The following is a 19,113-nucleotide window of genomic DNA, read 5'->3' on the forward strand; positions in this document are numbered from 1 at the left end:
TCAACGTCCGTGGGGACCGTCGAGGCCCTGGCTGAACATCAGCCGGTAACCGCGCTTGAGTTGGCTGTCACGGGCTTTTTCGAAGGCGGCCATGGCAGCGTCACGCTCCAGAAACTGCTCGCGCCGCAGCGTGGCCTTGCCGCCTTGCGTGCCGGTCTCGCGGTACAACGTCCAGCCGCCGAGCAGATCCTGCTCCAGCACGATCTGGACGTAGCGCGGCGCATCGGCCGACGTGGGCTGGGTTTGCAGGTAAAGGCGCATGAAGGGCCAGTGGGCAGTGCCTGGGATCAGACAGTGTAAAGGGCTGCAAGGCGGCGGGCGAGGGGCGTCCTGCCGCGGATGCTCCCCGTAGGAGCGCACCCTGTCCACAAGGGACTTCCTGCGGTCGTGCGCGAAGGCTCTTGGTCGGGTATCGCGAAAAGCCTTTCGCGCACAGGGTGCGCTCCTACAGGGCGGCTTCGAGTACGGTCAGCACCTCGGCTTCGTTCACGCCGGCCACGATCTCGGCGCGACCGATGCCGCGCCACAGGATCAACCGCAGCATGCCGGCGGTGTTCTTTTTGTCCAGCCGCATCAGCGCGAGCAGTTGTTGGGCATCGAAACCGGCCGGCACGGCCACGGGCAGGCCGACGGTTTCCAGCAGCCGCTGCAGACGTTCGGTATCGGCGGCTTCGCTCATCCGCAACCGCTCGGACAAACGCGCGGCCAGCAGCATGCCCACCGCCACGCCTTCGCCGTGCAGCAGGGTGGTGTAGTGGCCGGCGGTTTCCAGCGCGTGGCCGAAGGTGTGGCCGAGGTTGAGCAGGGCGCGTTCGCCCTGTTCGGTTTCGTCGCGTGCCACCACGCCGGCCTTGTAGCGCACCTTGCGCGCGATCGCTTCGATCAGGGTGGCGTCGTCGCGCGCGGCGAGCGCATCGGCGTGAGTTTCCAGCCAGGCGAAGAACGGTTCGTCGCCGATCGCCGCACCCTTGATCACTTCGGCCAGCCCGGCACGGTATTCGCGGTCGGGCAGGGTGGCCAGCGTGTCGATGTCGGCGACTACCGCACGTGGCTGGTGGAAGGCGCCGACCAGGTTCTTGCCGGCGGGCAGGTTGACGCCAGTCTTGCCGCCGACCGAGGAGTCGACCATCGCCAGCAGCGTGGTAGGCATCTGGATGAAGTCGATACCGCGCATCCAGCACGCCGCGGTGAAGCCGGCCAGATCGCCGACCACGCCGCCACCCAGTGCGATCACGCAGGCATCGCGGGTGGCGCCGAGCTGGCCCAATGCCTCCAGCGCGCGGCCGACGTTGGCAAAACTCTTGTGCGCCTCGCCATCGTCGAGCAGGAACGATGACCAGTGGATGCCTTCCAGTCCCTGCGCAACGCGATCGAGATACAACGGCGCCACCGTGGTGTTGCTGAGCACCAGCACGTGACGCCCACGCAGTGCGGTGTGCCAGCGCGCGGCATCACCGAGCAGGCCGCGGCCGATCCATACCGGGTAGCTGCGCTGGCCAAGGGCGACGTCGATGGTGGTGAAACTGTTCGTTGAAGTCATGCCGCGTGTTGCCGTTGCCAGGAGGAGTCGATGAGGGCGATGCAGTGTTCGCTGGAGGCGGTCACGCCTTCGTGCACGGCCGGGATGGCGAGATCGGCGATTTCGCGGTACAGCGGTTCGCGCACCTCGGCCATGGCTTGCAGGCGCGCCTGGCGGTCGTCGCCGGCCAGCAACGGGCGCTGGGTGTCGTGGCGCAGGCGTTTCAGCTGCAATTCGGGCGTGGTCTGCAGCCATGCCACGTAGCCGCGCTCGACCAGGTTGCGACGGTTGGCCGGATCGAGCACGGCACCGGCGCCGGTGGCCAGCAACACGCCACGGCGGCGGCTACACTCGTCTAGCAACGTACTCTCGCGTCGACGGAAGCCGGCCTCGCCCTCGACCTCGAACACCGTGCTGACCGGCACGCCGCAGTGGCGCTCGATTTCCTGGTCCAGGTCGAGGAACGCCAAGCCGTAATGCGCGGCGAGGCGTCGGCCGACCGAGGTCTTGCCGGCCCCGGTGGCGCCGATCAGGAACAGGTTGCAGGATGGGTTCATGGTTCAACTTTAACAGCAGGCGAATGGATGTCCGAACGGATTTTGCTGGCGGGTTGTGGCGACCTGGGTCGACGCGTGGCGGAGCGCCTGCTGGCACGCGGCGACGAGGTGTTCGCGCTGCGTCGGCAACCGCCGGATGACGGCAACGAAGGCATTCGCTGGGTGCGTGGTGATCTGGGGCGGCCGGGCGGCCTCGCCGGCTTGCCACAGGGCGTGACACGGCTGGTCTATCTGCCGACGCCGGATGCGCGGGACGAGACGGCGTATCGCAGGATTTTCGTCGACGGCTTGCGGCACCTTCTCGATGTGCTTGATGGCTCCGCGTTGCGGCGCGTGCTGTTCGTTTCTTCAAGCGCGGTCTATGGCGAACATGACGGCGACTGGGTGGACGAAGACACGCCGGTCGCCCCGCCGGGCTTCAATGGTCGCGTGTTGTTCGAAGCCGAACAGTGGCTGTTGCAACAGGCGGCAGCGATGCAGGTGTCGCCGGTGGTGCTGCGTCTGGCTGGCCTGTACGGACCGGGGCGCCTGCAGTTGATCGAGCGCCTGCGCGCCGGGCTGGCGAAGGTGCCGCGCGAGGTGCCACATTGGGCCAACCGCATCCACGTGGACGATGCCGCGGCGGCGATTGCGCATCTGCTCGACCTGCCCGATGTGCAGCCGCTGTACCTGGGTGTGGATGACACGCCGCTGCCGCTCGACGTGCTGTATGACCACTTGGCGGGCCTGCTGGGTGTGTCGATGCCGCTGACAGGCCCGGCACCGGCCGGTGTCGGCAGCAAGCGCCTGAGCAACGCCCGTTTGCGTGCCAGCGGTTTCGCGCCGCAATGGCCGGACGCGCGCGTGGGCTATGCCGCGCTGCTGGGTGCGTAGCGGTCTGGATCCCGCGCAGGAGCGCCGTGGAAACGATGCCGGAGCGGTTTGCAGGAGCCCGCTTGCGGGCGATGGCTTTGGCTTTGGCTTTCCGGACATTGAAGCAAAAGCATTGCGGCTGAAGCCACTCCTGCACGTCAGGCGGATGCGGCGCCGGTTGCTGTGGCGCCGCCGTTGCGGCCTCAGTCGTGGCCGAGCCCGGTGACGTGGCGTTCGCTGTCGTACTCCACCACGCTGTCGGCGATGGCCGGCAAGGTGGCCAGCGCGTGTCGGCTCAGGCGCTCGAAGTGGGCCAGGAAGCGCGACATGGCTTCGGCATCCATTGCCAACGGAGCGCGGCGGGCGAGCAGGTCTTGCTCCGTTTCGCTGCGCCAGCGGCGCACCACGTCCCAGCCGGGCGCTTGCAGCACGATCAGGGCATCGAGCTTGCGCCACAGCGGCTGGTAGCCGCGCAATTGCTTGTTCACCCACTTGCGCCAGCGGCCGTCGTCATCCTCGTCGCGCTCCAGCGCGTTGACCGGGGTGCCAAGCGCCGCCAGCGGCTGCGGCTTCAGGCCGAGCGCCCAGCCCTCCACGATCACCAGTTTCGGCGGTCGCGTGGCCTTGGGCCAGCGCGAGGGCGGCATGCGGGTATCGCGGCCCTTGTCGAAGCGCGGCCAGGCCACCGGCAGCTTTTCCGAGGCATGCGGCAGGGCAGCCAGTACCGACAGCAGCAGTTCGATCTCGTGGGTGCCGGGCACGCCGCGGGTGCGCAGCAACGGGTGGATGTCGTGCGCCATCGCCTCGCGTTCGCTGCGCGAGTAGTAGAAATCGTCGAGCGAGAGCACCACGGTGGGCCAGCCACGCGACTCCGCCTGGGCCTTCATGACCCGGGCAAGCGAGCTTTTGCCGCTGCCTTGCAGGCCGGACAGGCCCAGGATGTACGGCCGCTGCGCCCGCGCGATGCGGCCGGCGTAGTGGTCGAGCAAGTGGCCCGCCAGGGCCAGATTCTGCGTGCTAGCATCTTTCATGCACGCCATGATGACGTGCGTTCGCCACGATTCAAGACCCATGCTCACATCCGAGATACTGAATACCTTCCGGGAACTGCTGAACGAAGCCGTCGCCAGTGGCGATTCCGAGCCCACGGCAATGAACCTTTCCACCGCTGATACGGCTGGTCGGGTGAGCTCGCGTATCGTGCTGCTCAAGGGCGTCGACGAGCGCGGTTTCCGCTTTTTCACCAATTACGACAGCGACAAGGGCGCGCAATTGCAGGCGCACCCGCAGGTGGCGCTGTGCTTCCACTGGAAGGCCGTGCGCGAAGGCGTGCAGGTGCGGGTGGAGGGCGCGGCCCGGCGCTTGCTGCCGGAAGAATCCGACGCCTACTTCGCCAGCCGTGCCCGCGGCAGCCAGATCGGTGCCTGGGCCTCGCTGCAGTCGCAGACGCTGGCCGATCGCGCCACCTTCGAGCAGCGCATGGCGCATTACGAGCACGAATTCGAGGGCCGTGACGTGCCGCGTCCGCCCCATTGGGGTGGTTTCGTGGTGGAAGCCGACCTGATCGAATTCTGGTACGGCGCGAAATTCCGCCTGCACGAACGCGTGCGCTGGAGCCGCCACGGCCAGACCTGGACCCACCGCCTGCTGTATCCGTGATGGCGCGCGACGGTTACCCGCAACGCATCGTCTGCCTGACTGAAGAGCCCACCGAGGTGCTGTATGCGCTGGGCGAGCAGGATAGCATCGTCGGCATCTCCGGCTTCACCGTGCGCCCGCCGCGGGCGCGCAGGGAGAAGCCGAAGGTCTCGGCGTTCACCAGCGCCAAGATCGACGAGATCCTCAAGCTCGAGCCGGACCTGGCGATCGGCTTTTCCGACATCCAGGCCGACATTGCGCGCGAACTGATCAAGGCCGGGGTGGAGGTGTGGATCAGCAACCACCGCAGCGTGGATGGCATCCTCGCCTACATCCGTCGGCTCGGTGCGATGGTGGGTGCGCATGAAAAAGCCGAGGCCTATGCGCAACGGGCCGAGGCGCATATCGCCGAGATACGCGCCGCCGCGGCGAAGTTGCCGCGACGGCCCAAGGTCTACTTCGAGGAATGGGACGAACCGATCATCACCGGCATCCGCTGGGTGGCCGAGCTGATCCAGATCGCCGGCGGCGATGACGCCTTTCCCGAGCTGGCCCGCGAATCGCTGGCGAAACAGCGCATCCTGCCCAACGGCGACGAAGTGGTGCGTCGCGCGCCGGACATCATCCTGGGTTCGTGGTGCGGCAAGCGCTTTCGCCCGGAGAAGGTCGCCGCGCGGCCGGGCTGGGACACGATTCCCGCGGTACGCGACGGCGAACTGCACGAGATCAAGTCACCGATCATTTTGCAGCCTGGACCGGCCGCGTTGTTCGACGGGCTGGATGCGATCCATGCGGTGATCGCGGCGTGGGCGCAGCGCTGAGCGTGCTGGCCTTTGCCTCGACATGCCGTTCGTCTGCTCGTCGTTCCTGCGAAGGCAGGAAGCGCTTTTCAACAGGTGAATGTCTGGTCACCCAGTGCCTTTGCTAGCTATCTGCACTGACTTGGCGTCGAGCCCCCAGCTTCCGATCCGCCGCTCGCCCTGAGCGTAGGCGGGTGACGTCGAAGTCGAAGGGCATCGCCCTCATGGCGCTTCGGCTTTCCCGCGCCTCAAAGCCGTGTGCGCTCGCTGACGCGAGCTACGCTCAGCACGAACGTTTGGTGGACCGCCGTGCAAGATCGTGTAGCGTGCCGGTCCGCAGAGCACCCGGAACTTTTGCACCGTGACAAGCGCGCCATCATGAACCATGCCGTAACCGTATTGGTATGTTGCCGCGCGGACAATCTGACCGTTATTCAAGCGCACCGTGGCCACTACGCCGCCGGTGGCGCAGCCCCCACTCATGCCGCCGGCCATCGGCGTAAAGTAATCGGACACAACAACTGCCGGCTGCGGTCGTGACGGCGGCGATGTGGGCTGCTTGGCTGCATCGACCATGAGTGCGGCGGCCACCAGCGCAACAACGCTCCACGCTACTATTGATTTCCATGACAATCGTCCCGGTAACGGCATCACAACTGTCCTGTTATTTAGGAAAAAAGGTGTCAGGGACAATGCCGGTAGAAAAGGAATGACGGAGCAGTCAGGCTTCTCCGTCCAAGCACGAAGACCTTCAGCTACCCATCGCCAACCGCGTCCCCAGATCCAGCAACGGCGCGGCCAGCAGAATCCGTCCCAGCAGCAGCACGATCATCGCCGCGGCGGGGCCGAAATCCATCATGCCGAATACCAGCCGGCCGCGCAGCGGGCGCAGCAGCGGTTCGACGATGGCGCCGAGCAGGTGTTGCAGCGGCTGGTGCGGGTCATTCGACAGCATGCTGAGCAGCGACCAGACGAAGACCAGGATCAGGTAGAACATCAGCACGAAGTCGAGCAGGTCGGCCAGCGCCAGCACCAGCAGCCCGGCGATGTGCGGCATGAAGCCGATCAGCGCGAACAGCACCAGCCGCTTCAGCAGCATCAGCAGCCACGCGACCAGCACGGCGGCGAGGTTGATCCGCCGCCAGTTCGGCAGCACGCGGCGGATCGGCGCCAGCACCGGGTTGGTGGTGCGGTAGACGAACTGGCTGAGCGGATTGCGGAAGTCCGCGCGACCGGCTTCGGCGGCCAGGCGCACCAGGAACAGCACGACCACGGCATCGAAGGCCAGCGTGATCAGCAGGACGAGGGCGTTGAGCAGGTAACTCATGATGAGCTCGATGCGTCAAGGGCGGCGGCGAGTTCACCGCCACGTTGCGTGGCGGCGGCGACGGCGCGGGCGGCGATGCGCGGCAGGCCGTCGGCGGCGAAGCTTTCCAGCGCGGCCTGGGTGGTGCCGTTGGGCGAGGTGACGCGGCGGCGCAGTTCGCCCGGGGCCTCGCCGCTTTCGGCCAGCATGCGGCCGGCACCGAGGCAGGTCTGCACGGCCAGCGCGCGGGCGGTATCGCGCGGCAGGCCCTGCGCGGTGGCGGCATCTTCCAGCGCCTCGACCAGCGCGAAGAAGTAGGCCGGGCCCGAGCCGGACAGCCCGGTGACGGTATCCATCAACGCTTCGTCGTCGATCCAGCGGGTGAGCCCGGCGGCGTCGAGGATGTGCTGCGCCTGCGCGCGTTGCGGTGCACTGACCCGCGCGTTGGCGCACAGCCCGGTGGCGCCGGCGCCGATCAGCGCCGGGGTGTTGGGCATGCAGCGCACGATCGGCAGGTTGCCGAACCAGCGTTCGAGCTGGTCCAGGCGCACGCCGGCGGCGATCGAGATCAGCAGCGGACGCTGGCGCTGCAGGGTATCGCGCAATCCTTCGCGGATCGCCGGCATGACCTGCGGCTTCACCGCCAGCAGGACGACGTCGGCATCATGGATGGCGAGCGCGTTGTCGGCGAAGGTGGTCACGCCGAAGTCGCGGGCGAGGGCTTCGCGCGCCTCGGCCTGCGGCTCGGCGATGCGGATGTCGGCGGCGGCGACTCCGGTTTTCAGCAGGCCGCCGATCAGGCTGCGCGCCATGTTGCCGCCACCGATGAATGCGATTCGAGTCATGGGGATGTGTCCTCGGGAAAGCCAGTGGCATACCTTACCCCAGGGGCCTGTCGGACTTGGACCGGTCTGGCTGCGAACCGCCGAAAAATTGTCTTCGCACCGCCAGATTTGACCAGCTTCGCTGTTGTGAAGCTCTTCGCCTCGACCACTCAAGCCCGGCAGGCTGCTCAGGGTAGGTCTGATTTTGCTCGTCATCCCAGCGAGGCGCTTTTCAACGGCCGAAGGGCCGGTCGAGCTGGGATCCAGTGTCTATAGGCCGATTGAAAGCAAAGTCACTGGATTCCTGCCTGCGCAGGAATGACGGGCAAACGCCGAGTGATCGGACCTTCCTTCGGCGGCCCGTGGGTTGTTTGGTGACGGGTTACGCAGACCGCGGCCACAGTTTGGTTCACCTGGCCATGAAAGACTGGTCGGGCGGGCGCCGCCGCGAGTAGTATCGGCTCGGCTGCAAGGGGAACCGGGGGGCTTCGGCCGGACTGTGATTGGCATCGCGACGCGATGCGAGGTGTCCGCGGGATCTTCCATCGTCGTGCGGCGCCCATTCGTATCTGACGACCGGTTTCAGGGGGATTTCCGATGGATATTGCCGAACTGCTTGCCTTCTCGGTGAAGAACAAGGCTTCGGACTTGCATTTGTCCGCGGGCCTGCCGCCGATGATCCGCGTGGATGGCGACGTGCGTCGCATCAACATCCCGGCGCTGGAACACAAGCAGGTGCACTCGCTGATCTACGACATCATGTCGGACAAGCAGCGCCGCGACTTCGAGGAATTCCTGGAGACCGATTTCTCGTTCGAGATCTCCGGCCTGGCGCGCTTCCGCGTCAACGCGTTCAACCAGAACCGCGGTGCGGGTGCGGTGTTCCGTACCATTCCGTCCGAGGTGCTGTCGCTGGAGGACCTGGGTGCGCCGAAGATCTTCCGTGAACTGATCGAACAGCCGCAGGGCCTGATCCTGGTGACCGGGCCGACCGGCTCGGGCAAGTCCACCACGCTGGCGGCGATGGTCGACCACATCAACAAGACCGAATACGGCCACTTGCTGACGATCGAGGACCCGATCGAATTCGTGCATACCTCGCAGAAGTGCCTGGTCAACCAGCGCGAGGTGCATCGCGACACGCACGGCTTCAACGAAGCCTTGCGCTCGGCGTTGCGCGAGGATCCGGATTTCATCCTGGTGGGCGAGTTGCGCGACCTGGAAACCATCCGGCTGGCGCTGACCGCCGCCGAGACCGGCCATCTGGTGTTTGGCACGCTGCATACCTCGTCGGCCGCCAAGACCATCGACCGCATCATCGACGTGTTCCCCGCCGGCGAAAAGCCGATGGTGCGCTCGATGCTGTCCGAGTCGCTGCGCGCGGTGATCTCGCAGACCCTGCTGAAGAAGGTGGGTGGCGGCCGCATGGCGGCGCACGAGATCATGGTGGGCATTCCCGCCATCCGCAACCTGATCCGCGAGGACAAGGTGGCGCAGATGTATTCGTCGATCCAGACCGGCCAGCAATACGGCATGCAGACGCTGGACCAGAACCTGCAGGACCTGGTGAAGCGCGGCGTGATCGCGCGCCAGCAGGCGCAGAGCTATGCCAAGAACAAGGACATCTTCAAGTGATGGCGGCTTGCGGTGAATAGCGTGGACATGGCCCGGTGCGCCGGGTGGTTGCCCGCGGCATCGCGATCCGCAGCGTGATCTGAACGCATGACATTACGTGACGTCGGGTGCCGGCACCTGCGTCACTCACACCGCGCCCTCGTGGCCGGAGGTTTCCCATGAGCGATTTCGATTTCACCTCCTTCCTGAAGCTGATGGTGCACAAGAAGGCCTCGGACCTGTTCATCACGGCGGGTGTGGCGCCGTCGATCAAGGTGCAGGGCCGCGTTGTGCCGATCACGCAAAGCCCGTTGTCGGCGCAGCAGTCGCGCGACATGGTGGTCAACATCATGACGCCGGGCCAGCGCGAGGAGTTCGAGAAGACCCACGAATGCCAGTTCGCGATTTCGGCGCAGGGCGTGGGCCGTTTCCGCGTGTCGTGTTTCTACCAGCGCAACTGCGTGGGCATGGTGCTGCGCCGGATCGAGTCGAAGATCCCCTCGATCGACGAGCTGGGCCTGCCGCAGGTAATCAAGCAGCTGGCGATGACCAAGCGCGGCATCATCATGTTCGTGGGCGCCACCGGCACCGGCAAATCCACCTCGCTGGCGTCGATGATCGGCTATCGGAATGCCAATTCGACCGGCCACATCATCACCATCGAGGATCCGATCGAGTACGTGCACAAGCACGAGGGCTGCATCATCACCCAGCGCGAGGTCGGCATCGACACCGACAGTTGGGAGAACGCGCTGAAGAACACCTTGCGCCAGGCGCCCGACGTGATCCTGATCGGCGAGGTGCGCACGCGCGAGACGATGGAATACGCGATCAACTTCGCCGAAACCGGCCATCTGTGCCTGTGCACCCTGCACGCGAACAACGCCAACCAGGCGATCGATCGCATCCTGCACTTCTTCACCGAGGATCGGCGCCAGCAGCTGTTCATGGACCTGTCGCTGAACCTCAAGGGCATCGTCGCGCAGCAGTTGATCCCCACCCCGGACGGCAAGGCGCGTCGGGTGGCGATGGAAGTGATGCTGGGCACACCGCTGGTGCAGGATTACATCCGCCAGGGCGATATCCACAAGCTCAAGGAAGTGATGAAGGAATCCACCAACCTGGGCATGAAGACTTTCGACCAGAGCCTGGTCGAGCTGTACCACGCCGGCGAGATCAGCTACGAAGACGCGTTGCGCCACGCCGACAGTTCCAACGAGGTGCGCCTGCGCATCAAGCTGGCCCAGGGCGGCGACGCGCATACCCTGTCGCAGGGGCTGGAGGGCGTGGAAGTGGAGGAGACGCGCGAAGGCCGCGGCATGAATGGTGGCCTGTTGCAGCGTTGAGCACGGTGACACACGCGGAAACGAAAAAGGAGCCGTTCGGCTCCTTTTTCGTCGGGGCGATCTTCAATCATCCGCGACCTCGGCGAAGACCCGCTTCGGCCGTCGGCTGATCGTCCCCTGTCACGTCAGGACTTGGTGCTGCCCACCGTGAGACCGCTGGCGTTGACGCTTTTCACGCCCTTGATCTTGTGGGCAATGTGGATCGCCTTGTTCTTCTCCCTGGCCGTGGCCACGGTACCCGTCAGGGTGACCACGCCGTCGGTGGTGCTCACCGAAATGTCGGTGGCCTTGACGTGCTTGGAGGCGGCGAATTCGGATTTCACCTTGGTGGTGATCCAGGTGTCGGCCACCTTGTCCGGCACGGTCCGGTTGCTCTCGGATTGGCTCATGGCCTGTTGCGCGGGGCTGCCCTGGGCAGCGGCCTGGGCCATCGGAATGGCGGCGAAGGCGGTGACCAGACCTGCCACCAGCAGGCGCTTGCGGAACGAATGAGTCGTAAGCATGGATGTGTCTCCTTGTGGCATCGGAATCTGTCGGGTTGGACAGAGCGCAGTCGACGTGGCGATTGCGTGGGACACAGGAAAGCAGGCCATTCGTGAACTTTGCGCGACTGCGCCGGGCCCCGGTTCAGGGGGCGATTACGATGATGAAACAGGTGTCGCCGGGATGTTGGCTGGCTGTTACGGCCGGCGTTGCGAGAACACGATCGTGCCTCGCAGCGCCGGCCCGCAATCGGATCACTTCAGCGTCAGGTGATTGCTGATCACCAGGCCCTGGCTGTCCATGTGGACTTCGGCGCTCGCGCTGTCCACATGGGCGGCCTGGGCCTCCAGTGCAGCGAAACGGGCTTTCAGTCCCGCCATCCGATCAGGCGTGACGGTGCCCGGCTGGGCGCCCTGTGCGGCCATGGCGGCTTGCTGGTCGGCCATCGCGTCGATCTTCTGCGCCATCGCCTTGATCCACGCAACATACATGTCGCCATTGAAGTGCATGCGCATCAGGCGTCCGGCATCGCCAACGGGAGCGTTGAGCATGCTGGCCAGCTTGCCATCCTCACCCGCGCCCACGGCCACCGCCAGCGCGTGATCGTTCATCGCGGCCCATGCCGGTTCGCCCAGCGCGGTAGTGAGGTTCGCCGGCAGCGGAGCGGGTACGCCGGTATTGGGTACGCGCACCTGGCCCAGTGCCGGCAACGCCATCTGGCCCATGCCCAGTAGCCCGGCCGGGTTGCGCGTGGCCAGCAGCAGGCGACCGCTGATTTTCGGCAGGGGGGCGCCGGGAGCGAAGCTGAACTCGTCCAGCGCCAGGTGCAGACCGATCAGGTCGCCGACTGGCGGCGTGGCGGCCTTCTGCAGGATCAGGCCGAGCTTGCCGAAGCCGGCATTGAGATCGGCCAGCGCGGGGCAGGCGAACGGCTTGGCAGCCACCGCGTCGGCCTGCGCCTGCCAGAAATCGCGGACTTCGAGCATGGGCAGCGCCAGGCTCAGGTCGAACGGTGCGCTGGCATCCTCGCCAAGGCCCGGGAGGTTCACCTTGAGGCCGTCGAAAGCCTGGGTGATGTCGCTGGCCAGCGAGACGTCGAGACGCGAATCCTGGTGCCTGGCGTCGAGCCGGGTATAGCCGAAACTCAGTTGCGGCACGCGCGCGGCGATGCGTGCCGCATCGGCCGGGCAGCTCGGCGGGATCTTCGTGAGGTTGGCCAGCGGCTCGCCGGTTTTCGCCGACTCACGTTCGGCACCTGCGGTGAACAGGGTGGTGAACAGGGGGTCCTTGCCACTGGCGATCAGGGGCAACAGGCGTTGCACGTTCAGCTTGCCGATCAGCCACGGTTGATAACCCTTGGCCTTGGCCAGGTCGGCCAGCGCATCGCTGTCCTGCAGGCTGTGCGCGGGACGATCCAGCCCCAGCGCTTCGCGCAGCATCGAGGGCGACACGTCGGCGGGCAGCAGCGCAATCACGCCCTGCTTGTCGACTGTGGCGACCACCAGTTCGGTATGGGTTTCGGCGGACACCGCCTTGCGATAACTCTGGCCACCCACGCTGGCGTTGCCGAAGGGTTTGCCATAGGCCGTTTCGAAGCGGGTGACGAAGCCATCGAAGGCTTTCGGGTCGCTCAGTTCGAGACGCAGCACCGGCGACAGGCCCAGGCCGTAGAACGCAAAACGGCCCTTCAGGTCGACGCCGGCGTCGTGCGCGAAACCCTCGACGGTGTTGCCCTTGAAGGAAGCGGCCAGCGCATGCAGCAGGCGGGCAGCGGCGGGGTTCTGCGATGCCACCCGATCGGCCGCGTCGTTGATCTGGGCCAGTTGCGCGGGCAGTTGCAGGTCCGCCTGGGCCAGCATGGCCTGGCGTGCGTCGTCGCTGATGGGCTTCAGATTGGCCGCGACGTACGGCGTGTCCGCCGGCACGAACGCCAGTGGTGCATTCTTGTCCTTGTGTCCGCAGCCAGCCAGCAGCGCGCCGGCTAGCGCCAGCGCGAACACGCGCGTCGTCAATCGCATGGTTATCCCCAGGTTTGGTGGTGTTGCAGCCGCCATTATGCGCCGCTTCCTGCGGCGGTGGAGGCCCGTGTTGGCACCTCCTGAAAGCGTCAGCGCGCCAGGACTTCGCCCAGCACCGCCATGCGCACGAACACGCCATTGGCGACTTGTTCGAGGATCCGCGACTGTGCGCCGTCGGCCACGTCCGAAGCGATCTCGATGCCGCGGTTGAGCGGGCCGGGATGCATCACCAGGCAGCCCTTCGCGGCACGCGCCAGGCGCTTGCAGTCGAGGCCGTACTGGCGGAAGTAGGCGGCCTCGTCAGGCAGTTCGGTCGCGGCCATGCGCTCTTTCTGCAGGCGCAACATGATCGCCACGTCGGCACCTTGAATGGCGTCGTCGAAATCCGTGATGAAGCGGCACTGGGGGAATTCCTCCGCCTCGGGCAGCAGTGCGGCGGGGCCACACAGGCGAATTTCCTTCGTGCCCAGCGCGGTCAGTGCATGCACGTCCGAGCGCGCCACGCGCGAATGACGAATGTCGCCGCAGATGGTCACCACGAGATTGTCGAAGTCCGGGCGGTGCTGGCGGATGGTCAAGACGTCGAGCAGGCCCTGGGTGGGATGCGCGCGATTGCCGTCGCCGGCGTTGATCACCGACACGCCACTCATCGCGTGGCGCACCAGTTCCTCGGGCGTGCCGGACACCTTGTGGCGCACGATGATCGCGTCCAGATGCATGGCTTCCAGCGTGTGCAGCGTGTCGTACAGCGCCTCGCCCTTGGCGGTGGAGGAGAAGCCGATGTCGAAGTTCACCACGTCGGCGCCGAGTCGCCGCGCGGCCAGTTCGAACGAGGTGCGCGTGCGCGTGGAGGGTTCGAAGAACAGGTTCAGCACGGTGCGTCCGGCCAGCACGTCCAGCTTGCGGGTGCCGTGCGCACAGGCATCGCGCATGGCGATGGCACGATCGAGCAGGTGCTCGATGGTGGCGCGCGGCAGGTTTTCCAGGGTGGTGAGGTGGCGCAGGCGTGCGGTCATGGCGGGGCGGCGGTGGCGGAAGAAGAGGAGAGGGCGGGGGCGCCTGTCAGCCATCGTTCGAGGATGACGGCGGCGGCTTCGGCATCGATCTGCGCGGCATCGCGCCGGCGCTTGAGGCCGGCAGCGCGGGCACGGGCAAAGCGTTGCGCGGCCTCCTGCGAGCTGTGGCGCTCGTCGACCAGCAGCACGGGCAGTTCGTAGCGTGCGTGCAGTCGTTCGGCAAAGCGGCGGGCGCGGTGGCTGGCGGGTTGCTCGGCGCCATCCAGGGTCAATGGCAGGCCGACCACCAGCGTGTCGGGCAGCCATTGCGCGCGCAGGTCGTCGAGGGCGGGCCAGTCGGGCTGGTCCTCGCGCATGGCCAGCACGGACAGGCCGCGAGCGCTGGCGGTGAAGCTGTTGCCCACGGCCACGCCGATCAGTTTGCTGCCGACATCGAAGCCGAAGGCGCAGCTCATGCGTGGCCCGCGTAGCCGGGCAACTGCAGCGGGTCGACGCCGACCAGGCCGGCGGCGGCGCTCCAGCGTTCTTCCAGCGGGGTATCGAAAACCACCCGTTCGCTGGCTTCGGCGGTGAGCCAGGCGTTGTCGAGCACTTCCTGTTCGAGCTGGCCGGCGCTCCAACCCGCATAGCCCAGGGCCATGAGTACCTGCCGCGGGCCTTCACCGGCGGCAAGCGCGACCAGGATGTCGCGCGAAGTGGTCACCGACCACGCGTCGTTGATGCGGTAGCTGGCTTCCCAGTGACCGGGTTCGCGATGCAGCACGAAGCCGCGCTCCTGCTGCACCGGGCCACCGATCAGGACCGGTGCGTCGGCCAGTTCCGGGTCTTCACAACCCAGTTTCATCTGCGCCAGCACGTCGCCGAGGCGGAATTCGGACAACTGGTTCACCAGCAGGCCGATCGCGCCATCCTCGTCGTGCTGGCACAACAGCGCCACGCCACGCGAAAACGGTGGATCGGTAAGCCCGGGCATGGCGATCAGGAAATGCCCGGCGAGGGTGGAAGAACGGCGTTCGCTCATGCCGCCATTGTAAGCGCTGGCGCCTGTCTCGTCGCCGTGTATTCCGTGTGCATGCCGAGATTTCCCTGGCGTGCCGGACGGGCGACTTTGCGCATCGGCAGTCGGTGTACGTGCATGCGCGTTGTCGTGCGTGGTCGGGATGGCGTGTCCGCCGGGCTCTCGGGGCCTTTTGCCTGAATGGGCTCGGGCAAAAGGCGATGGCATGTTGATTTTGGAAATAAATAATTCCAAAATAGGACATGCGTACTTCCAACCCATCTCCGAAGGATCGAGGCCCCCGTGGTCGCGGGCGGCCACGGGAATTCGACGTGGCTACGGTGCTCGACGGAGCCGTCCGGATCTTCCGCGAGCGAGGCTACAACGCAACCTCGATAGCTGATCTCTCTCTGGCGACGGGACTTGCCGCGGGCAGCATCTACAAGGCGTTCAAGGACAAGCGCGGACTTTTTCTGGCGGCTTTTGATCGCTATGTCGAGGAAGGTGATGCACTTCGGCGCCTTGCATTCCAGAACGGTGGCAATGGGCGTGACAAGCTCAAGAGCCTGCTTGGCCTTTACGCGAATGCGTCCTCCGGAGCTGAAGGAATGCGAGGCTGTCTGGTGGCTGGCAGCACGATCGAATTGGCGACCATGGATGCCGCCACTGCGCGGCAGGTGAAGGCTGCGCATGCCCGCACCGAGCAACTGCTTGTCCGGACCATCCGGGAGGGGCAGGTGGATGGGTCGATCAATGCTGCCATCGACAGTGGTGCGTCTGCCGGCCTGATGCTTTGCATTTTGCAGGGTATGCGGGTTGTCGGCAAAACCGGCAGGTCGCGCGATGACATGAACGCTCTTGTCGAGTTGGCCATGAAGGTACTCGACTGAAATTTTTTTGCACTATTTGGAAATAAATATTTCCAAATTATTCCAAGAGGTATATCCCATGCACGATCAGTCAAATGACATGCGGCCCGTTGCGGACGCGCGGATGGCTGCGCCGACGTCCTCATTCGGCTTTCATGCGGTACCACATGGTTTTGCGCATCACTTTGCAACCGTTGAAGGCATCAGGCTGCATTACGTTCGGGGAGGCCGGCCAGGCGGCGAGACCGTGGTTCTTCTGGCGGGGTTTCCACAAAGCTGGTACGCGTGGCGGAAGGTCATGCCAGGCTTGGCGATAACGCATGATGTCGTGGTGGTTGATCTACCCGGGCAAGGCGATTCCGATCGCCCTGGCGATGGTTACGACACCGGGTCGCTCGCGACAAAATTGCACAGCCTGCTGCAACGGCTCGGTATCGAACGCCATGTTCTGGCGGCGCATGATGTGGGGGCGTGGGTTGCCTATTCCTTTGCCCGGCAATACGGCACGGGAGTTCGAAGATTGGCGCTTCTTGATGCAGGCATTCCTGGTGTGACGCTGCCGGATGCATTACCGATTGCTCCGGAACTGGCATAGCGAACCTGGCATTTCGCCTTTCACGTGATTCCGGATTTGCCGGAATTGCTGATCGCGGGTCACGAGCGTGAATATCTGGCCTGGTTCCTGCGTCGAAAGGCTGCCGACCCATCCGTTTTTTCGGATGAGGATGTGGATGAGTACTTGCGTGCATTGGTGTTGTCGGGTGGTTTGCGTTCCGGCTTGGCTTACTATCGGTCGGCGCCGGAATCTGCACGTCAGAACCGGGCTTTTGCCGCAATGGGAAAGCTTGCCATGCCCGTGTTGACGCTGGGTTCCGATCAGGGATCCATTCCGGACATGGCTACGCCGCTAAAAGCCTTCGCTGATAATGTTCGTGGCGTCACCCTTGCAGATTGCGGACATTTTCTACCGGAAGAACAACCCGCCGCAGTCACATCCGAACTTGCCGCTTTTTTCCGCGAGGATATCGCCGAGGGCGCAGGCGCGGATTGACATCGTCCAGGGGCTCGCCGCGGCAGAGTCTGCGCTCTTGCCTCGTTGACGTATTCTCAGCGGTTGCGCAGCACGTTGCCGGGCAGAAATTGCCAGGTGCGGGTGATGTAGAGGATGTCGACCCGGTGCTTGTCGTGCGGCAGTGGCGGGAAGGGGGCGGACAGCCGCACGATGTTTTCGGCGGCCTTGTCCAGCAGCGCGTGGCCGGAGCTGCGGATCACGTCGATGCTATGGATGCTGCCGTCGCGGTTCAGGCCTACGGTCAGTTCCAGGTCGCCATGCAGGTTGCGCCGGCGCGCTTCGTCCGGGTAGTTCAGGTTGCCGACGCGCTGGATGCGATCGACCCAGCCACGCATGTAGGCAGCGTAGGCGTATTCCCGGGTATTGGCCGAGATGAATTTCTTGTGCGGGCGCTTGGCGTAGGCCTCGGTCTGGTTGCGTACTTCGGCAGCCAGCTGGGCCATTTCCTGCTGCAGGCGGGCGTCATCGGCGCTGGCGGTGTCCGGCGTGTCGCGTTCGGGATGGGCGTTGTCGCTGTCCACGGTGAAATCGCCGTGGCCGCTGGTGGTCAGCATGCGCTGCGGCGTGGCCGGTTGCGGCTTGGGCGTGCTGGCGCTCACCGGCCGTGGTGCAGTACCGGGGTCGGGCTTGGGTAGCAGGCCGGAGAACAGCTCCGACGGACGTGCCGCCTTGGCGCTGTTGCCGCCGCCGCTGTTGTTGGCCTGGGCGAGGAAGTCCGCTTTGTCCGGCGCCTGCTGATTAGCCACGTTCATCAGCGTGACGTCCATCGTCGGCAAGCCGGGCTTGGGCTTGGCGAAGTGGAACGTAAGGCCCAGCAGCAGCACGCCATGCAGCAGCAGCGAAAACAGGATCGTGGCGCCGATCGGGTCGGCGTTGGAGCGGGGAACGGCAGTACTCACGCTGGAGCTTTCTCGATGGCGTCGAACAGCAGACCGGCGATATTAAGCCCGAACTGCGCGTCCAGTTCGCGGACGCAGGTCGGGGATGTGACGTTGATCTCGGTCAGGTAGTCGCCGATTACGTCCAGACCGACGAAACGCAGTCCGCGTCGACGCAGTTCCGGTGCCACCTGGGCGGCGATCCAGCGATCACGCTCGGACAGCGGCACGCCCTCGCCGCGGCCACCGGCGGCGAGGTTGCCGCGGAATTCGTCGCCCTGCGGAATGCGGGCCAGCGCGTAGGGCACCGGTTCGCCGTCGATCAGCAGGATGCGTTTGTCGCCTGCGCTGATCTGCGGGATGAATTTCTGGGCGATGGTGAGTTGGCGCCCTTCGCCATGCGGGCCGCCGGCCAGCAGGGTTTCCAGCATCGAGTTGAGGTTGCTGTCGCCGGCTTTCACGCGGAAGATGCCGCGCCCGCCCATGCCGTCCAGCGGCTTCAGCACGGCCTCGCCGTGTTCGGCCACGAAGCGGCGCAACTCGCCGGCGTCACGCGAGACCAGGGTCGGCGCGATGCATTGCGGGAACTGCAGCGCGAACAGCTTCTCGTTGCAGTCGCGCAGGGCGCGCGGGTCGTTGACCACGTTCACGCCGCCGCGCTGGGCCGCTTCCAGCACCATCGTGTCGTAGATGAACTGGGCATCCACCGGCGGGTCCTTGCGCTGCAGCAGCACGTCCATCTCGCGCAGGTCGCGCCACTTCCGTTCGCCCAAGGTGAACCAGCCGGCGGGGTCGTCCTTCACGGTGAGTGGCGCAAGGCGTGCGAACGGCACGCCGTCGCGCAGGGCCAGGTCGCCCTGTTCCATGTAGAACAGGGCGTGACCACGGCGCTGGGCTTCCAGCAACATGGCGAAACTGGTGTCCTTGGCCAGCTTGATGGCGCCGATGGGGTCCATCAGCATCGCGATCGAAAGGGCCATCGTGTACTCCGGTGAAGGGTGTGCCAAGCGGGTGTCGCCGACTGCTGATGGTCGCCGAGTTGATCCTTGTGCGGCAAGGTGTTGCGCAGGCAGGTGCGAAGCCCGGACAATGGCACCCAAGCTGAATTGATCCTTGACGGATGGACGGTCAGGCAGTAAACAGCAAGGCTTGGAGGCGTTCCGGCACGGCACGGGCGCACGATAGGGTTTTTGCAATCCGTTTTTTATCTGCGCAAGCTGACGGCCTCTGGCCGGAGTCTTGCGCCGCACCTGAGCCTGGGGCAGGTCGCAGGGGGGAATGAGTGAACTTGAACGTAGGCAATAACGGCCTGGCCGGTCTGAAA

Annotated in this window: 21 protein-coding genes; 8 read left to right on the plus strand and 13 right to left on the minus strand. The window is 65.4% G+C overall.

The features are described 5' to 3' along the window. The 3 genes from AB7849_RS14330 to AB7849_RS14340 form a co-directional block, all read right to left on the minus strand. Positions 1 to 261, minus strand: coding sequence for a WGR domain-containing protein (locus AB7849_RS14330; protein ID WP_008210828.1), 261 nt, complete (start codon positions 259 to 261; stop codon positions 1 to 3). Between the two features lie 184 nt (positions 262 to 445). After that, a complete protein-coding gene (gene aroB, locus AB7849_RS14335; protein WP_008210829.1) occupies positions 446 to 1,540 on the minus strand; it encodes a 3-dehydroquinate synthase in 1,095 nt (364 codons plus the stop codon). Further along, positions 1,537 to 2,076, minus strand: a complete 540-nt coding sequence (locus AB7849_RS14340) for a shikimate kinase (protein ID WP_369501204.1) — start codon at positions 2,074 to 2,076, stop codon at positions 1,537 to 1,539. The genes aroB and AB7849_RS14340 overlap by 4 nt, the downstream gene beginning before the upstream one ends. 27 nt (positions 2,077 to 2,103) lie before the next feature. On the opposite strand from AB7849_RS14340, the gene AB7849_RS14345 reads away from it, so the two are divergent. Then, entirely contained in the window at positions 2,104 to 2,949 is an 846-nt protein-coding gene (locus AB7849_RS14345; RefSeq protein ID WP_008210832.1) for an NAD-dependent epimerase/dehydratase family protein, read from the plus strand. 182 nt (positions 2,950 to 3,131) lie between these two features. Here the strand turns inward: AB7849_RS14345 and AB7849_RS14350 are convergent, their stop codons facing one another. Further along, entirely contained in the window at positions 3,132 to 3,959 is an 828-nt protein-coding gene (locus tag AB7849_RS14350; RefSeq protein WP_037099534.1) for a kinase, read from the minus strand. 40 nt (positions 3,960 to 3,999) lie between these two features. Here AB7849_RS14350 and pdxH point away from each other — a divergent pair, with 40 nt between their 5' ends. Together pdxH and AB7849_RS14360 are read left to right on the plus strand one after the other, a co-directional pair. Further along, positions 4,000 to 4,587, plus strand: a complete 588-nt coding sequence (gene pdxH, locus AB7849_RS14355; protein ID WP_008210836.1) for a pyridoxamine 5'-phosphate oxidase — start codon at positions 4,000 to 4,002, stop codon at positions 4,585 to 4,587. Then, positions 4,587 to 5,387 carry a cobalamin-binding protein gene (locus AB7849_RS14360; RefSeq protein ID WP_008210838.1) on the plus strand — a complete coding sequence of 267 codons (801 nt, stop codon included), beginning with the start codon at positions 4,587 to 4,589 and terminating at the stop codon, positions 5,385 to 5,387. The genes pdxH and AB7849_RS14360 overlap by 1 nt, the downstream gene beginning before the upstream one ends. Before the next feature lie 730 nt (positions 5,388 to 6,117). On the opposite strand, the gene AB7849_RS14365 is transcribed toward AB7849_RS14360, so the two are convergent. Together AB7849_RS14365 and proC are read right to left on the minus strand one after the other, a co-directional pair. After that, a complete protein-coding gene (locus AB7849_RS14365; protein ID WP_369501205.1) occupies positions 6,118 to 6,693 on the minus strand; it encodes a YggT family protein in 576 nt (191 codons plus the stop codon). Further along, on the minus strand, positions 6,690 to 7,517 hold the full coding sequence (gene proC / locus AB7849_RS14370; protein ID WP_369501206.1) for a pyrroline-5-carboxylate reductase: 828 nt from the start codon (positions 7,515 to 7,517) through the stop codon (positions 6,690 to 6,692). Before proC ends, AB7849_RS14365 begins: the two co-directional genes overlap by 4 nt. Before the next feature lie 576 nt (positions 7,518 to 8,093). Here proC and AB7849_RS14375 point away from each other — a divergent pair. Together AB7849_RS14375 and AB7849_RS14380 are read left to right on the plus strand one after the other, a co-directional pair. Beyond that, positions 8,094 to 9,131, plus strand: coding sequence for a type IV pilus twitching motility protein PilT (locus tag AB7849_RS14375; protein WP_008212660.1), 1,038 nt, complete (start codon positions 8,094 to 8,096; stop codon positions 9,129 to 9,131). 158 nt (positions 9,132 to 9,289) lie between these two features. After that, a complete protein-coding gene (locus tag AB7849_RS14380; protein WP_008212662.1) occupies positions 9,290 to 10,456 on the plus strand; it encodes a PilT/PilU family type 4a pilus ATPase in 1,167 nt (388 codons plus the stop codon). 125 nt (positions 10,457 to 10,581) lie between these two features. Here AB7849_RS14380 and AB7849_RS14385 read toward each other — a convergent pair whose 3' ends face one another. The 5 genes from AB7849_RS14385 to AB7849_RS14405 all read right to left on the minus strand — a co-directional run bounded on the left by AB7849_RS14385 (position 10,582) and on the right by AB7849_RS14405 (position 14,994). Beyond that, on the minus strand, positions 10,582 to 10,959 hold the full coding sequence (locus AB7849_RS14385; protein WP_008212664.1) for a BON domain-containing protein: 378 nt from the start codon (positions 10,957 to 10,959) through the stop codon (positions 10,582 to 10,584). 234 nt (positions 10,960 to 11,193) lie between these two features. Next, entirely contained in the window at positions 11,194 to 12,957 is a 1,764-nt protein-coding gene (locus AB7849_RS14390) for a hypothetical protein (RefSeq protein WP_008212668.1), read from the minus strand. Positions 12,958 to 13,046: 89 nt separating this feature from the next. After that, entirely contained in the window at positions 13,047 to 13,973 is a 927-nt protein-coding gene (locus AB7849_RS14395; RefSeq protein WP_008212670.1) for an aspartate carbamoyltransferase catalytic subunit, read from the minus strand. Beyond that, positions 13,970 to 14,428: a Holliday junction resolvase RuvX gene (gene ruvX / locus AB7849_RS14400; protein ID WP_008212672.1), complete on the minus strand. Its 459-nt coding sequence runs from the start codon at positions 14,426 to 14,428 to the stop codon at positions 13,970 to 13,972. The genes AB7849_RS14395 and ruvX overlap by 4 nt, the downstream gene beginning before the upstream one ends. Further along, positions 14,425 to 14,994 (minus strand): YqgE/AlgH family protein, encoded by a 570-nt coding sequence (locus AB7849_RS14405; RefSeq protein WP_008212674.1) that lies wholly within the window; start codon positions 14,992 to 14,994, stop codon positions 14,425 to 14,427. The genes ruvX and AB7849_RS14405 overlap by 4 nt, the downstream gene beginning before the upstream one ends. Before the next feature lie 308 nt (positions 14,995 to 15,302). Here AB7849_RS14405 and AB7849_RS14410 point away from each other — a divergent pair, with 308 nt between their 5' ends. Genes AB7849_RS14410 through AB7849_RS14420 form a run of 3 tightly spaced genes read left to right on the plus strand, consistent with a single transcriptional unit; the run spans position 15,303 to position 16,890 of the window. Then, a complete protein-coding gene (locus AB7849_RS14410; RefSeq protein ID WP_369501207.1) occupies positions 15,303 to 15,860 on the plus strand; it encodes a TetR/AcrR family transcriptional regulator in 558 nt (185 codons plus the stop codon). Positions 15,861 to 15,918: 58 nt separating this feature from the next. Beyond that, complete coding sequence (locus AB7849_RS14415) at positions 15,919 to 16,434, plus strand: alpha/beta fold hydrolase (protein ID WP_202799647.1); 516 nt, start codon at positions 15,919 to 15,921, stop codon at positions 16,432 to 16,434. A gap of 24 nt (positions 16,435 to 16,458) precedes the next feature. After that, positions 16,459 to 16,890, plus strand: a complete 432-nt coding sequence (locus AB7849_RS14420; RefSeq protein ID WP_202799648.1) for an alpha/beta fold hydrolase — start codon at positions 16,459 to 16,461, stop codon at positions 16,888 to 16,890. A gap of 56 nt (positions 16,891 to 16,946) precedes the next feature. Here the strand turns inward: AB7849_RS14420 and AB7849_RS14425 are convergent, their stop codons facing one another. Both AB7849_RS14425 and gshB read right to left on the minus strand, forming a co-directional pair. Then, positions 16,947 to 17,810 carry an energy transducer TonB gene (locus AB7849_RS14425; RefSeq protein WP_008212679.1) on the minus strand — a complete coding sequence of 288 codons (864 nt, stop codon included), beginning with the start codon at positions 17,808 to 17,810 and terminating at the stop codon, positions 16,947 to 16,949. After that, positions 17,807 to 18,769, minus strand: coding sequence for a glutathione synthase (gshB, locus tag AB7849_RS14430; RefSeq protein WP_092705031.1), 963 nt, complete (start codon positions 18,767 to 18,769; stop codon positions 17,807 to 17,809). The genes AB7849_RS14425 and gshB overlap by 4 nt, the downstream gene beginning before the upstream one ends. Between the last annotated feature and the right edge of the window lie 344 nt (positions 18,770 to 19,113).

The organism is Rhodanobacter sp. FW021-MT20, from assembly GCF_041107475.1.
Lineage (GTDB): Bacteria > Pseudomonadota > Gammaproteobacteria > Xanthomonadales > Rhodanobacteraceae > Rhodanobacter_A > Rhodanobacter_A glycinis.